Source organism: Candidatus Poriferisodalis sp. (genome assembly GCF_965208555.1).
GTDB lineage: Bacteria > Actinomycetota > Acidimicrobiia > Acidimicrobiales > Poriferisodalaceae > Poriferisodalis.
Genome location: NZ_OZ242342.1, coordinates 556,012 through 569,981, shown reverse-complemented (window position 1 = coordinate 569,981; position 13,970 = coordinate 556,012). Strand labels below are relative to the sequence as shown.

At 67.6% G+C, this 13,970-nt stretch carries 18 protein-coding genes; 5 read left to right on the top strand and 13 right to left on the bottom strand.

What is annotated here, in order from left to right; translation table 11 throughout:
* Positions 1-13: 13 nt before the first annotated feature.
* From rlmN to ACOGXE_RS02665, 3 genes are read left to right on the top strand one after another with little or no spacing between them, the layout of a single operon-like run.
* Complete coding sequence (gene rlmN / locus ACOGXE_RS02675) at positions 14-1,111, top strand: 23S rRNA (adenine(2503)-C(2))-methyltransferase RlmN (RefSeq protein ID WP_419932408.1); 1,098 nt, start codon at positions 14-16, stop codon at positions 1,109-1,111.
* Between the two features lie 9 nt (positions 1,112-1,120).
* Positions 1,121-1,762, top strand: a complete 642-nt coding sequence (gene nth, locus ACOGXE_RS02670) for an endonuclease III (protein WP_419932407.1) — start codon at positions 1,121-1,123, stop codon at positions 1,760-1,762.
* A gap of 53 nt (positions 1,763-1,815) precedes the next feature.
* Complete coding sequence (locus ACOGXE_RS02665; protein WP_419932406.1) at positions 1,816-2,733, top strand: HpcH/HpaI aldolase/citrate lyase family protein; 918 nt, start codon at positions 1,816-1,818, stop codon at positions 2,731-2,733.
* A gap of 42 nt (positions 2,734-2,775) precedes the next feature.
* Here the strand turns inward: ACOGXE_RS02665 and ACOGXE_RS02660 are convergent, their stop codons facing one another.
* Both ACOGXE_RS02660 and ACOGXE_RS02655 read right to left on the bottom strand, forming a co-directional pair.
* The gene (locus ACOGXE_RS02660; RefSeq protein WP_419932405.1) at positions 2,776-2,964 is read right to left on the bottom strand and encodes a hypothetical protein; all 189 of its coding nucleotides are present in this window, start codon (positions 2,962-2,964) and stop codon (positions 2,776-2,778) included.
* Positions 2,965-2,985: 21 nt separating this feature from the next.
* The gene (locus tag ACOGXE_RS02655) at positions 2,986-3,840 is read right to left on the bottom strand and encodes a hypothetical protein (protein WP_419932404.1); all 855 of its coding nucleotides are present in this window, start codon (positions 3,838-3,840) and stop codon (positions 2,986-2,988) included.
* Between the two features lie 232 nt (positions 3,841-4,072).
* Here ACOGXE_RS02655 and ACOGXE_RS02650 point away from each other — a divergent pair, with 232 nt between their 5' ends.
* On the top strand, positions 4,073-4,474 hold the full coding sequence (locus tag ACOGXE_RS02650) for a hypothetical protein (RefSeq protein ID WP_419932403.1): 402 nt from the start codon (positions 4,073-4,075) through the stop codon (positions 4,472-4,474).
* Positions 4,475-4,563: 89 nt separating this feature from the next.
* Here ACOGXE_RS02650 and ACOGXE_RS02645 read toward each other — a convergent pair whose 3' ends face one another.
* The 4 genes from ACOGXE_RS02645 to ACOGXE_RS02630 all read right to left on the bottom strand — a co-directional run bounded on the left by ACOGXE_RS02645 (position 4,564) and on the right by ACOGXE_RS02630 (position 7,208).
* Positions 4,564-5,004: a hypothetical protein gene (locus ACOGXE_RS02645; protein WP_419932402.1), complete on the bottom strand. Its 441-nt coding sequence runs from the start codon at positions 5,002-5,004 to the stop codon at positions 4,564-4,566.
* A 123-nt stretch (positions 5,005-5,127) separates the two neighbouring features.
* Positions 5,128-5,613: a prepilin peptidase gene (locus ACOGXE_RS02640; protein ID WP_419932401.1), complete on the bottom strand. Its 486-nt coding sequence runs from the start codon at positions 5,611-5,613 to the stop codon at positions 5,128-5,130.
* Positions 5,610-6,521: a hypothetical protein gene (locus ACOGXE_RS02635; protein WP_419932400.1), complete on the bottom strand. Its 912-nt coding sequence runs from the start codon at positions 6,519-6,521 to the stop codon at positions 5,610-5,612. Before ACOGXE_RS02635 ends, ACOGXE_RS02640 begins: the two co-directional genes overlap by 4 nt.
* Positions 6,522-6,533: 12 nt before the next feature.
* The gene (locus ACOGXE_RS02630; RefSeq protein ID WP_419932399.1) at positions 6,534-7,208 is read right to left on the bottom strand and encodes a hypothetical protein; all 675 of its coding nucleotides are present in this window, start codon (positions 7,206-7,208) and stop codon (positions 6,534-6,536) included.
* Positions 7,209-7,370: 162 nt separating this feature from the next.
* On the opposite strand from ACOGXE_RS02630, the gene ACOGXE_RS02625 reads away from it, so the two are divergent.
* Positions 7,371-7,949, top strand: coding sequence for a hypothetical protein (locus tag ACOGXE_RS02625; protein ID WP_419932398.1), 579 nt, complete (start codon positions 7,371-7,373; stop codon positions 7,947-7,949).
* Positions 7,950-8,001: 52 nt separating this feature from the next.
* Here ACOGXE_RS02625 and ACOGXE_RS02620 read toward each other — a convergent pair whose 3' ends face one another.
* The 7 genes from ACOGXE_RS02620 to ACOGXE_RS02590 all read right to left on the bottom strand — a co-directional run bounded on the left by ACOGXE_RS02620 (position 8,002) and on the right by ACOGXE_RS02590 (position 13,944).
* Positions 8,002-8,298 carry a hypothetical protein gene (locus tag ACOGXE_RS02620; RefSeq protein WP_419932397.1) on the bottom strand — a complete coding sequence of 99 codons (297 nt, stop codon included), beginning with the start codon at positions 8,296-8,298 and terminating at the stop codon, positions 8,002-8,004.
* A 138-nt stretch (positions 8,299-8,436) separates the two neighbouring features.
* Positions 8,437-9,252, bottom strand: a complete 816-nt coding sequence (locus ACOGXE_RS02615) for a hypothetical protein (RefSeq protein WP_419932396.1) — start codon at positions 9,250-9,252, stop codon at positions 8,437-8,439.
* Positions 9,249-10,136 (bottom strand): type II secretion system F family protein, encoded by an 888-nt coding sequence (locus ACOGXE_RS02610; protein WP_419932395.1) that lies wholly within the window; start codon positions 10,134-10,136, stop codon positions 9,249-9,251. Before ACOGXE_RS02610 ends, ACOGXE_RS02615 begins: the two co-directional genes overlap by 4 nt.
* A gap of 6 nt (positions 10,137-10,142) precedes the next feature.
* Positions 10,143-11,420: a CpaF family protein gene (locus tag ACOGXE_RS02605; protein ID WP_419932394.1), complete on the bottom strand. Its 1,278-nt coding sequence runs from the start codon at positions 11,418-11,420 to the stop codon at positions 10,143-10,145.
* A gap of 22 nt (positions 11,421-11,442) precedes the next feature.
* Positions 11,443-11,817 carry a hypothetical protein gene (locus ACOGXE_RS02600; protein WP_419932393.1) on the bottom strand — a complete coding sequence of 125 codons (375 nt, stop codon included), beginning with the start codon at positions 11,815-11,817 and terminating at the stop codon, positions 11,443-11,445.
* 520 nt (positions 11,818-12,337) lie between these two features.
* Positions 12,338-13,468 carry an SAF domain-containing protein gene (locus tag ACOGXE_RS02595; protein WP_419932392.1) on the bottom strand — a complete coding sequence of 377 codons (1,131 nt, stop codon included), beginning with the start codon at positions 13,466-13,468 and terminating at the stop codon, positions 12,338-12,340.
* 287 nt (positions 13,469-13,755) lie between these two features.
* Positions 13,756-13,944, bottom strand: a complete 189-nt coding sequence (locus ACOGXE_RS02590) for a hypothetical protein (protein ID WP_419932391.1) — start codon at positions 13,942-13,944, stop codon at positions 13,756-13,758.
* Positions 13,945-13,970: the final 26 nt, after the last annotated feature.

Here is a 13,970-nt window from a genome sequence, read left to right as displayed (position 1 = left end):
GAGCTGAGCCGCCGTGACCGCGCCCGGCGCCGATCCGTCGCTCGGCGACCTGAGCCGCACCGAGCTCGGCGAGCTGCTCGACGGCGAGCCCGCATACCGGCTGGACCAGGTGTGGGACGGCCTGTACCGCCAGCGCCGCCCGCTGGCTGAGATCACCAATGTTCCCAAGAGCCTGCGCCACGCCATCGGCGAGCTGCTGCCGCCGGCACTGGCGCTCGTCCGCACGCAGTCGGCCGATCGCGGTGCCACCACGAAGCACCTGTGGTCGCTGCGCGACGGTCACCTGGTGGAGTCGGTGCTGATGCGCTACCGGAACCGGACGACGCTGTGCATCAGCAGCCAGGCCGGTTGCGCGATGGGGTGCAGCTTCTGCGCAACCGGGCAGGTGGGGTTCGACCGGAACCTGAGCGTCGGCGAGATCGTCGAGCAAGTGCTGGGAACGCTGCAACACGCCGGATCAGGCAGTGCCGCCCCTGGCAGAGCTATCAACATCGTGTTCATGGGCATGGGCGAGCCGCTCGCCAACTATGACCCGGTGTGGGCAGCGGTCGAGCGATTTCACGACGACATGGGCATCGGGGCCCGGCACATCACGGTGTCCACCGTCGGCGTGATTCCGGGCATCGGGCGCCTCGCCGCCGCTGCGCTGCCGGTCAACCTGGCGGTGTCGTTGCATGCGGCCAACGACCGCCTGCGCGACCGCATCGCGCCCATCAACCGCACGTACCCGCTGCGGGACTTGGCACGCTCGCTGACGGAGTACCGCCGTGCCAAGCGACGGCGCATCAGCTTCGAGTGGGCGATGATCGACGGCGTCAACGACAGCGACCGCGATGCGGCCGAGCTGGCTGCCTATGCACGGCCGCTGGCCGCCCATGTCAACCTCATCCCGCTGAATCCGACGCCGGGCTACGGCCTCGATCCCTCGCCGGCGCAGCGCATCGAGCACTTCGCCGCCGAGCTGTCGTCCCACGGGGTGAACGCCACCGTGCGCCAGAACCGTGGCACGTCCATCGACGCCGCATGCGGCCAACTGCGTGCCGACAAGCTGGTTTCGATTCGCCAAGGCGGCCGCGCTCCTCGCAGCGCACGCGCTCGCGCGGAGCGCTAGACACTCGCCATGGCCAGGCCCCGATCGCCCAAGGGACGCGCCCAGCGCACCCACGAACGTCTCAAGGACGAGTACGAAGCGGTCTGCGAGCTGGAGCACCGCAACCCGTTCGAGTTGCTGGTGGCGACGATCCTGTCAGCGCAGTGCACTGACGCCCGCGTCAATGCCACCGTCCCGGGGGTGTTCGCGAAGTACCCCGACGCCGAGGCGCTGGCATCGGCCGATCTCGGCGACCTCGAGGAGCTGGTGCATCCCACCGGCTTCTTCCGCAGCAAGGCGCGCAACCTGCAGGGAATGGCCCGCCGGCTGCTGGCCGACCATGGCGGCGAGGTGCCGACCGCTCTGAAGGACCTGGTGAAGCTGCCGGGCGTCGGCCGCAAGACCGCCAATGTCATTCGTTCGGTCGCGTTCGACCTGCCCGGTCTGCCCGTCGACACCCACGTCGGCCGCTTGGTGCGACGTCTCGGCATCACCGACGAGGAAGATCCGGTCAAGGTGGAGCTGGCGCTGAATCCGATGATCCCGCAGTACGAGCGGGGCGACTTCAGCCTGCGGCTGATCCTGCACGGCAGACGCGTCTGCTCGTCTCGCAAGCCGGCCTGCGACGACTGTGTGCTCAACGACTTCTGCCCGAGCGCGTTTGCGGCCTGACCGAGCACGGCAGCGGCCGCGAAGCGAGCCTGCGACCCAGGAGGACTGATCGAATGACTGAATCCGCGAGCATCGGCACCGGGACCGTGCGGAGGTCGTCGCACTTCGTGCCCGGTGCGAACGAACGCATGCTGGAGAAATCGATCGCCACCGACGCTGACAGCTTGGTGCTCGACCTTGAGGATGCGGTGACGCCTGACAACAAGGACAGCGCCCGCACAACCGTTGCGGGCTGGCTGGCCGATGTCGACTTCGGTGCCAAGGAGCGGGTGGTGCGCATCAACCCGCTCGACAGCCCGTGGTGCGCTGCTGACATCGCTGAGACGATGGTCTCGCCGCCCGATGCCTACTTGGTGCCGAAGGTGAACAACGCGGCCGAGGTGGCCCAGCTTGACAGCATGATCGCCCGCTGGGAGGCCGAGCACGGCCATCCGTCCGGCGGTGTGGTGCTGCTGGTGCTGGGCACCGAGACGCCCCAGGGACTGCTGAACATCGGCGAGCTCGCCCGTCACGACCGGGTGGATGCGCTGAGCTGGGGTGCCGAGGATCTCTCCGCGGCCATGGGCTCGAAGGCCAACCGGGATGCGACAGGGGCGTACCTGCCGGTGTTCGAGTACGCCCGGGTGATGTGCCTGGTGGGCGCCACGGCGTGGGGCAAGCAGCCGCTCGACACGGTGTTCGTGGACTTCCGCGACGATGACGGACTGGCCGCCGAGTGCGCCACATCAGCCGCCATGGGCTTCACCGGCAAGATCACCATCCACCCCGCCCAGATCGACATCGTCAACGCCGCGTTCACGCCGAGCGACGCCGAGATGGCCGATGCGCGGGAGCTGCTCGAGGCATTCGCCGAGGCTGAAGCGGCGGGCCTGATGGCGTTTGCCCACAAAGGCCAGATGGTGGATGTGCCGCACCTGACCCGCGCCCGCAAGATCGTGGCGACCGCCGAGGCGATTGCTGCGCGTTCCTGAACACTGGCGCTGCGGCGAAATGCCCGACGGCGCCGCGCTCCGTCAGCGCAGCGCGTCTGTGGCCTGCGCCAATCGGCGGCGTGCCATGCGCAGCGAGCGCTCCACCTCGTAGAGCTCCACACCGACATCCTCGTGCGGCGTTCCCATCAGCTCATCGGCAGCTTGTGACACCCGGTTGCCCAGTTCGCCCACTGCCGTCTCGATCGACGACAGCTCCGCAGCACTGATCACCCGCGGCACGCTAGCCATGCCTTACCGCACGCGGCGGAATTCCATCTGCCACTTCCACTCGCCGCCTACGCGGCCGATGTCGACCGATGTCGGGCCGGCTTCGCAGCCGCTGGACGGGTCATGCGCCGGGTTGACACGGAACGTGTCACTTAGGGCGGAGTTGTTTGCTGCGTGAGCCCAGTCCGGCCGCGTCGAATTGAAGCTGTCTTCGAAGAACATGCACCGGTCATCAATGCCCTGAAACAGCGACACCTCTGCATCGCGCCAGCTGTTGGGCACGGGGTCCCCTGCGGCGTCTCGCAGAGTAAGGCTGATCTCCCAGGTGCCCGGCGTGAGGACGACGTCCAAGCCTCGTGTCGGTCCAATTCCCGACAGGAGCAACTCCTCAGGACTGCGGTTGCGGTCGATAGTCGTGAGCTTTGCGTGCTCTCCGACCTGCAGTGCGGTCTCCCAACGTGTGCCACCGGCAAGGCGCGTCATCGAGCGGCCATCCAAGGAGCGGGTCTTGTCGCTGCCTACCGCATGCTTGCCGCCCACGACATAGCCCGGCTCGGTCGTCTGGCGGAAGCGCCTCAGCTGGGCAGCGGGTATTGCTGCATCTCTGGGCCCGACGAGCACGACGCAATCGGATCCGATGACTCCGGCGAGCGTCACGGCGCTGTAGATATCTGACTGCGCCGCTGCATCAGACGCCACCACGATGGGCACTTGGCCGGAGCAGTCCGAATCGAACCAACGCGAGGCGCCTTCGAGATAGGCGTCCGGTTCGTGTGCGCCTGCCGGCAATGTGGGCGTGAGAGCGCCGATGCCCAATATCAGTGCCATGGCCCCCAGCCAGGCGGCTTTCGAGTGACGCTTGGTTCGCAGTCTGGTCATCTTTGAGGTCTCCTCAATGCCCCGCTGTGGGGCCTCTGGTATGGACCGGGTGTGGGGCTGGAGTCATGCCGTCGGCTCGTGGCGGCGTCGTGCAGCCGACTCGGCTCGCGTCAGCATTTCAGTGGGGTGTGACGCTCTCGCCACGAAGGTGATGCCAGCGGAGGCGTCGTCACGACGTACTGTCTCGCCGGTGCTTGGCGTTAAGTCGCCCCGGGCTCGCAATGACGCTGGCATGACGACGCTGGAGTGGCTGCTGGTGACTGCGGCGATTGCAGTGCTGGTCGGGGCAGCAGTCGTCGTCGTGCAGGCGACGGTTCGCGACATCGGTATCGATGCGGGCAGGCACCAGGCGCGGTTTCGCACCGCGGAAATCGCAGCCGACGCCTTGACCCGCGAATGGCGGGCGGATGCGCCCCGGAACGAGTTTGAGGCCGAGCAGATCAACCGGCGCTATGGCGAGCGCTGTGCACGTCTGGGTATCACCTACGCAGACAGCGAAGCCCGTCCGTTTTGGACTTCCGGTGTGCTGGAGGACGGCGGCGGTTGGCGAGAAGTGCACAAGATCCCCATCTGCTTTGTGCGCGACGTGCGCGGCGAACGGGAGCGCTTCGGCACCTTCGAGCCCGACGAATGAGATTGCTGCACAACACGCGCGTAGGTGCCGACGCAATGCCGTTGGAGGCATCGAAGCCTTGACCGCCTGACATGGGCGCAGGCAGGCTGCTAGGAGACCTTTGCGCAGCTCGCTTGCGGTTTGGTAGCGGTGGCGGCCTCTGCGTTCGCCAGGTTGAGTTCCCCACTCGTCGGACTCGCGTCGTCGCCCTTGCCGATTGGTCGGTGGAACGCTGCTCTCACGTCGAGGTTGGTGTCGCTGTAGAGGATCTTGAGCCGTTCGCAGCGGGCAGTGAAGTACAGCTCCCACTTCTGCCAGGTGTTGAAGCGTGGATCGCTCGGCTGGGCAGTCTTGGCCTCCCGAATGACCGTGTCGATAGCGACGTTCGCCGCGGTCTCGCGGGCGCTGGCACCGCCGAGCTGCTCGGCGGTGTCGTCGACGACGTTCTGGACGAGTACGACGGCGAGCGCGGCCAAGCCTGCAACAGCGGCAACGATGAGCAGCCACTCGAGTGTGGTGAGACCGCTCTCGTCGTGGCGTGCTCGGCGCATGGGTCTGTTCTTGGTGAGGGCCATAGATCACTCAAAGAATAGTGACAATTCCTCCAAATCATCGAAGGCCCAATGCCTCGACCAAGTGCGCACCGCTGCGAGTGGGGTATTTCCGCCGGATGATCAGCCGAGCAACCCGACGTCGCTGACGCGCCACGCAATGACGATGGCAGTGCCGACAGAGAGCCAAGGGGCCCATCGCACCCGGCTGTCGCGACCTTGCCTGACGACGGTAACGATCGCCGCGGGCCACGCCGCAACGGCGCCTGCGAGCAGCGCCCACCAGGGCGACGCAGGTCCCCACCAAGCCACGAGCAGGCTGTTGACAATGATGAGGCGCACATCGCCGTAACCGAGCTTGTCCGGCTGCCACCGGTACACGAGCTCAAGAAGCAATGCCACCGCGCTAGCGCCCGCCAATGTCCACAGCCATCGGAGCGGTTCGTTGAGCAGAGTGGCGGCACCACCGAGCAGCGCAGCCACAACCACACCAGCTGCCCAGCACGCGCGCCGTGGGATTCTCGCTGCTCTCAGATCGGTGTAGCTGACATGCACACCGAGGCATGACCAGCTGCCTATAGCGGCCCATACCAGGACTGTCGCGGTCATGGATCCGGCGACTTCGGACAGTCATCCTCGTCGGTGATGGTGGCGATTGTCGTGAATCGCACTCCGTCTTCACCGGCCGTCGATGGCACCGTCGGGCCGCTTGCGCTCACAACGAGCACCAGTGTCTCGTCGCCCTCGCAAACGGTGTCGTCGTGAGTGCTGACGATCATCTCCGCGGTCGTTGCGCCGGTCGGCAGCGTCGCGATGAGGCTGAGTTCTTCCTCTATCGCATCGAAGTCCAGCTCGCTTGGTTCCGACGTCTCGCTCCTCGAGGTGGCCGTCCGGTCTCGTGTGAAGTACGTCAGCTCGATGTCGTCAGTGGTGGGCTCGTTGAGCGTGGCGACAAAGACGAGTTGGTCGCCCTCGACAGCGATCGCTGGTGCGACGACGAGTTGCGGCCCGTCGGCGAACACCGTGACCTCCGACGCGCGGCCGCGCATCGTGACCGTGGAGAACAGGCCCCGCAGAGGCGCCACCGCTCCGTCGGTCTCGCAATCGAAGTGCACTTCGATGACACGAGCGCCATGGGCGAAGCCTGTCGCCGTTGGTGCGCCAGCAAAATTGACCTCAGTCTCGGTGACGAACCCCCGGTCACTGTCAGGCCTTGGTCCCCACAGGCACAGGGAGTCGAGCCCTGGACGAGAAGTCAGCACTGCCTCGGCCATGTACTCGCGCCGCAGCTCTGCGACAGTGCCATCTGGGTCGGCTGCCGGGCCAGCGACGTCGCAGCACAGAGCGGCAGCCACGGCTGCCTCCTCCGCGGCGAGGTCGGCAACGAGACCGGCGCGTGCGCTGCGGCCTGCCCACAGCACGAACAGCACGAGCAGCGCCAGCAGCGGCGTCAGCGCCAAGAGTTCGAGCGAAGCCGTCGCTCCGGACTCGTCATCTGAGTTTCTGCTGCGCTGCATCGTGCCGCTCGATCAGCCCGCGAATGGGAATCGTGTCGGCACGGACTCGGCGAGTTCACGGGCAGCACGCTGATCGTCTTGGGCGGCTGGGGCGAGCCGCTGGGGCACCAAGCCGAGCTGCGAACCGCATGGTGGCAAGGTCGCGTCGGCGCCGCCGTCCCGCTCGACGAGCCCGATGGCCTCGGCACCCATAGGAACGCCGTCGGGCATGGCCTGCGCAGCGGCCCATCCCGGGCCGTTCCAGTGCGCGACCAAGCCGACGTGTGCGGCGTTGGTGACCGTGCTGCGGTTTCCGGTGCTGCACGGCAGGCCCCACCCCTCAGGCATGTCCGTGGCCGTGGAATACGAGCCGCTGTAGAAGCCTCGCAGCGTGCCGGGGTCGAAGCCGTGCCCTCCGAGATCGCGAAGCACGGTTTCACTGACAGCTTCACAGAAGCCCTGCAGCCTGCCGGCGAAGCTGTCGGGAGTCCCGGGCGGCCCATCAGACATTGACAGCTCAGCGGAGGTGCAGTCGCCGAAGAAGGCGTCGAGTGCTGTGTCATCGCGGCCTTGAGCGTCGCGCCATGCTGCTGCGAAGTCGGCCAAGGCGGCAGCCGAGTCTTCCAGTGATGATTCAGCGGCAAGGCGTTGTGGCACGGCCATCGCGACAACGGCCGCAAATGTCGATACCGGCACCATCAGAATCACGACCAAGCTGATCGCGCCGCCCGCGTGTCCGGTTGCGCGGGTCCGCCCTTGCCGGCCGCGCAAGAACCGAAGTCGGGACCTCACAGCTATGGTGCGCCTCCGTGGGCACCGCATACGTGACTTGTGTCCCGTCGCTGTGAGCATCGTGCGCGCGGGTGCGGCATGAGTGTCTGCCGGCTGGAATGCGACGACCGCGGCGAGGTGCTGCCCTTCCTGATCTTGTGGCCCGCGCTGATCGTCCTCATGCTGCTGCTGGTCGTGCAGGCATTCATTGTCACCGGGGCTCGCGCGCAGGCTGAGGCCGCCGCGTCTGCCGGGTTGCGGGCCGCATGGCACGCGGTCGGCGTCGCAGGCTTGGCGTACGCAGATGACGGCACTGAGTACGCCGGTCTCGAACCGCTGCCACGCACGCGGGAAATGGCAGCTGCGGCCCACGATGCCGTCGCACGCAGTGCTGCAGCACGCGACGGCTGGCGCTGGTGGACGCCGGGTGCGGCAACGGTGCGCAGTGACTGGTGCCACAGCGGCTCATCCGCGCACTTACGGCCCTCGCCGGGGGAGCACGGCTGGTTGCGTGTTGAGGTGACGGGGGAGGTCTTCGGGCCGTTCAGCGCGCTCTGGCCCGGGCGACTCGATCGGGTCCATGCCGCAGCGGCGGGACCCGCAGTGCTTTCGCAGGGATCCTCGTCGAGTGGTGGCGAGCCGATCCCAGTTGTGCCAGTCGAGCTTCCGGTGTGCTGATGCAACCCGTGCCGGCGCGCGTCAGCTAGGCGCCGAGAGCACGTCGGGCGCATCATGCGGGGCGCCCCGTCAGCCGGCACGTCCAAGCGGCTGTCGCATCGGCCAGAGGCACTTGCACCCACTCTGCGGTGCTGACGGCATCCCGGTAGCTCAAGGCGAGCTGCGCGCAGCGTTCGCCGATCTCCGCGAGCACGATGGCATCGGGTCCTGAGTCGCTTCCGCTGGCGACAGCAGCGGCCTGGCTCGACAGGTCTGCCGCCAGCACGTGGGCTTCCAGCAGGCGCACCGAGCGATCTGCAGTGACCTCGGTCGCATCATCCAGCAGCCGCTGCACAGCCACGACCATCATGGCTGCGAGACCGCCGACGGCAGCGATGATCAGCAGCCACTCGAGCGATGCGAGTCCGCTCTCCGGTCTGCTGAATCGCAGAGGAGCGTGCGGCCCGGAAACTTGCCGGCCGGGTTGTGGAGCGTGGCGAATCATGGCTCAAGGGGAGCCGGCGATGATGCCGCCGGTCAGGGAGACGAACGGCGGGTACACCAAGATCGCTGCGAGGGCCAAGGCGACGCCGGTGGCGGGCAGCACGATGATCTGGTTCCGCCGTTCGGCTGCTTCCCGTTCGCGTTGCAGGTTGTCCCGCCACAGCGTCTCGGCAGCCACCAACACCGCGTCGGAGATTCGGGTGCCGCGCTCGGCCGCCAATCCGAACGCCGCTACGGCCGGTGCGTGATTGTGGAGTCCATAGCGCTCGACGAGGTCGACGAGTCCTTCCCATGCGGGTCGCCGCTCGTTCTGGGCAGCCAGCAGGTGGCGGTGCAGCAAACGCCAAGTGGGTCGGGTACCGGCTTCCGCAGCCGTGAGCATGGCCGATGCCGGCTCGACTCCGGCGCTGACCTGCTGAGCTACCAGCACGATCCACAGGCGGATGACGTGATCGAGTTCGCCGCGGACTTTGCGGGCCGTATCTCGCGCTCCCTGCCGCGGAAGCTGCCAGCCAGCGAAGCCCAGCAGCGCCGTCAGCGCAAGCGTCGCCGTGAGATCGTCGACCCACACTGCAGTGATCGCTGCCCCGACGATCATTCCGGCGAGCAGCCCGATGAGTCGCTGAATCGAGTAGTGCTGCGCCACGATGCCGGCGAGCCGCAGGTCCGCAATCTCGCCTTCCTTGACGGCTGGCAGCATGATGGCGATTCGGCTTGCACGAGCGGCGCCCTGTCGGCGTCGGCGTGGCCCGACAGCAGCCGCGACCAGCAGCGCGGCCCCGCTGAAGAACAGCAACCCCGCAGCTATGGCGACGCTCACAGCGGGTCCTTCCCGCGCCGGCGCCCCGGCGGCGGTGCCAGCACGGAGGGCTGAGCGCGGACCACCGAGTGGTACACCAGGAACACCGTCGAGCCGAGCAGCACCATCGCGATCAGCGCCAGCACGAGCTGGCCGGTGGGTGTGCGGTAGGGCTCGAAGTACGCCGGGTTGTTGCGGTACATCAGCACCACCACCCCGCCAGCGAGGCCCAGCAGCGCGATCGTCTGCGTCCAGAGCTGTACTACCGCCTCGGTGCGGGCGCGGTGCAGACCGACGACATCGCCGATGCGGTTGCACAACTCCAAGAGAGGTGCGGTCAAGGGTCCGCCAGAGTTCGCGGCAATGCGCAAGCCCACGGCGACCTCGGGCTCCCACACAACGCCGGCTCTCGCCAGCTCGTCGAGCGCCGGACCGATACCGCGTAGTTCGGCCGTGGAGGCCACCCGCCTCACCGTGTGCTGCAACTGCTCGGGTGCGTGCTCGGTGCTGCTCTTGAGGGAATCCGTCAAACCGGCTCCGGATCGAGTGAGTTCGGCAAGTTGCCGGGTCCAGAGCTGCCATGCCAGCGCTTCACGCGTCTGCTGACGTCGCCGTCGCGGTGCCGCCACGAAGGGCGGCAGCAGCGCTCCCAGGCCACCCAGCAGCAGGGCAAGGCCCCACAGCCCGGTGGCAACGAAGCCCACCACGGCACCCCCGCCCGCGGCGACTGCCCGGATGAGCATCTGGGTGTCAGCGGCGAGGCTTCGTGTTATCACCGGCGGCGAAGCAGTTGGCGAACGGCGCGCACGCCGCAGCCGGCTCCCCAGCGACGCCCGCATGGAGCACGCCGCGATCAGGGCGGCACCGAGGGCGAACATCGCCGCGAACGAGACCAACCCGAGCATTGCCGCTTACGCCCCCGACGGCCAGCCGGAGACGTCCAAGCCGCCCTCGGCGAGGCGTTCGAGCACATCGGGGTTGCGAGGCCGCCCCAGCAGCGTCAATGGCTGGCCGCGCTGGCGACGGCCGAAGATGTCGTGAACCTCAAACCGGTCACCGGGCGAACCCAGCACCTCCGAGATTGTCCGCACGCCCCGGAAGCCCGTACGGGGATCGCTGTGCATGTGCACCACGAGGTGGATGACCTCTGCCGCCTCCTGGATGAGGGCGGATTGTGCGCCGGCCAGCCCCGACGCCAAGCAGTACCTCACGAGGCGGCTCAGGGCCTGGCGTGGTGACGAGGCGTGAATCGTGGCCATCGAGCCGTCCGAGCCGGTGCCGCAGGCAGACAGAAAGGTGGCGGCTTCGGACCCACGTAGCTCGCCGACGATGACGCGGTCCGCGCCCGAACGCAGCGAGCGCTTGGCCAACTCCTCCATCGTGATCTCGCCCTCGCCGTCGCTGTTGGCCTCGCGGGTCTCCACCGCGAACGTGTGCGGATGCGACTCGTCCAAGAAGAGCTCGAAGGTCTGCTCGAGCGTGCAGACAATCTCGTGCTCGCCGACTTCGGCGAGCAGCGCCCGCAGCAGCGTGGTCTTGCCAGAACCCAGTGCCCCGCACACCAGTACGTTCGCCGGAGCCGGAGGCCGCACTGCAGCGCGCAGCAAGTCACCGGCCTGCTCCGACAGCGAGCCGCTGCCGATGAGATCCTCCAGGCGGATCAAGCGGTGACGGTGACATCGCACGGTCAGGTACGGCGTGCCGCACACCGCCATCGCAGCGAAAACGCGCTCGCCGGTACGCAATCGCAGATCCAGCAACGGCGCGGAATGATCGAACCGGCGGCCGGTCTGCCCGTGCGTGGTCGCGAGATGCGACACATAGCGGATCATCTCGTCCTCGTTCGCAAACAACGGCTCGTCGATGCGCTCCTGGCGACCTCCGGACAAACCGAGCACGGCGCGATCGGGACCGAACACATAGAGGTTCTCGACGTCTGGGCGCCGCAAGTACCGCTCGATAGGGCCGGCGCCCAACAACGCGTCGAGCTGCTCGTCGATCCAGCCCAAGTCTGCGTCGGAGAGCCCCAACCCAGCCGCATCCAGCGACTCGGCCTCGCGGGTCTGGGTGATCTTGCGTGCAATCTGGCGGCACTGCTCTGCGATGACGTGGGGCTCGTCTGCGGTCTCGAGCCGGTAGTCCTGCACCTGGGGTAGCACGGCGCCCCAGATCTCGTCACGCAGCGTCATTGCCCTGCCGCCGTCGATCTTCTCATGCCGCGAACTCCTGTCCCTCGTGTACGCCCTCAGCGGCAAGGAATGCGATGCGGCCGGCCAACTCCTCGACGAGCCGGGCGCTCTTGACGCCCCGCCTCCGTCGCTGGCCCCGTAGCAGGACCTGCTCCGTCACGCCCTCAAGCTGTCCGGCCACGTGCATGCCTGATGAGGTGCGGATCTCCTCGTAGCTGCGGTGGGTTGCGCCGTCGATAACGAGGCACGGCGTGCAGCGCTTGGCTGCTCCGATCAATGAGGTCGCCAACGCCTGAAGTGTCTCGAGGTGCTCATCGGTATCGGCCGGCGCCACGAGCACCACCGCCGAAGCCGCCCCAATGAACGCCTCGTGGCTTCTCGGAATTGGGGTCGTCATTGCGACGAGGGTGTGGCGATTCGCAGCCGCGGCGAGGAGGCCGGCTGCGCAGCCGCCCAGCCATGCCGCTGCCAACGGCGCACCGGACGCGTTCGTCGGCCCGAGCAGGAGAGAAAGCTCACCTCTTCCCGGAGTGGCGAAGCGCCAGCAGTGCTCGCGCAAGAGCTCTGCGGTGATCGGTCGACGTGCAGCCATAAGCGATGGCAGACCCCGTGTTGCTGGCGAGAAGCTGGCTCGGGTCGCCTCACCGAGGCGGTGAGCGAGCGCCGACCCCGATGCATCTGCATCGACGAAGAGCACGTCACGGCCATGTAGCGCCCAGCTGCGGGCGACGGCAACGGCAACAGACCCACTGTCGTGGCCGGCATCCGGCGATGCCACAAGCACGACCAGGTGAGCCGACGGATCACGCGCATACAACTCGGCGATGGCGTCATGGTCGAGCCGAACGGCCTTCTGCGCTCGGTGATGGCGCGCCGTGCTCCGACGACGGCGTCTCGCGCGCAGCGGCACAACGGACCTATTCCGCCGAGCCGTCCGCTTGGGACTGCTGCCATTGCGACCGCCACTGTTCATTCAGCCGCTCAGCAACGTCTCTCACGTCAGTCCCCGACGCGACCCGCAGCACCATCGGCGCCGCGCCGAGGCGCACGGGCAACGCATGCCACCAGGCCCATTCCTCGGGTTCTGCCCAGATGCCCAGCACGCCCGGCTCGTAGTGTTCGAGCACCACGGACCGCAACACCGCCCGAGGCCGTCCGGCAGACCCGCCTCCGGCTGCAGCACCGGGGTCCACCAGCAGCACCAAGTCGCCCCGGGAGACTCCAGAGGGCGCCAAGCTCGTGTCGATCGGCACCAGAACCTCGAGTTCGCCCGGCGCGCCCTCGTCCAGCCAGTCCTCGCCGAAGGGGTGCAGCGCCGCGGTTGCCTCCGCGTGCTCGGCAGCCCACAGCGTGTCGAGGCGATCGGTCAGATCTGCGGCGTCGCCTCCGAGGGGCACCGGCAACGCCATCGGGGTCGCCCCCAGCGCGCTCGGCAGCGCGCGCCACCACACCCACTCCTCTGGCGGTACGAACAGGCGCACGCTCGAGCCGTCGAAGCCTCGTAGTTCCAGCGGCCGAATCACCGAACGTGGCCTGCCCGGCCCGTCGCCGGACGGCGTCACACCCGGGTCGATCAGCAGCGCGAGATCGCCCTCGAATGCACCCGAGGGCGCAAGGGCCGTATCAAGGGGGACTACTACCTCAAGCTCGTCGCCGATCGGCTCGGATGAAGCCGGCACGAGCATGTGCGGCCCGACGAGCCCGCCGGCCGGAATGTGGTCCGACACTGCGAAGCCCGAGAGGGCCGCGGCCGCGTCAGCAGTCCACTCGATATAGGGAATGTCGCCTAGGTGGGCTTCGGCAGCGGTGAGATCTCCGGGCGACAGCACCTGGCCTTGAGAGAGAGGCGCAGCAGCAACGACGACGCGTATGCGTTCGTCGAACGCGTCGGCGGTCAGGTAGAAGCCGGCGACAGAGCCAGCCAGCAGCAGCACGCCGAGGACTGCGAGGAGCACCCGTCGCACCGAGGAGGAGAGTCGGCGGCGATGACGCTTCGGCTCTGCGGCGAGTGCTCCTTCCGCCGGCGCTGTCTCGTCGGTCGCGTCCACTTGGCGGGGCTCCCTCGTGGTTCGGCACGTCGACTTATGGCCGCACAGCCGCAGCTCGGTTCGACGGCGTGCCTGAGGTTCGGTGGCCAACCAGGCCGAATCGGATGCGTAACCATATAGAAGAAGAACGACTACTCTTCGCACGCTGTGCAGCGCCGCACGCGTTTGGCGGTCTTGTTGTTGGGGAGTCGGTGGGGGTCGATGGTGGCTGGTCGGGTGGTTGTGTCCCGTTGCGCGGTGATCGCACTAGTGGTTGTCGGCGCCGTCGCCGGTGTGCTCGGGTTGCCTCAGCCCGCCGGCGCGAACGTGACGGGCATCTCGATCACGGTGTCGTCGGGTGGATCGTGCTCCGACGTCAGGACGCCGTCAGGCTTCGACGACGCGTTCGAATGCGACATGACCGAGGGCACGTCGCTGGTGATAGTGGGCAGGGCGAACAGCAACCGGAACTCGTTGACGTTGTCGTGGTCGAGCACAGGCGGTGTCTCGGATTCCGAGTCGC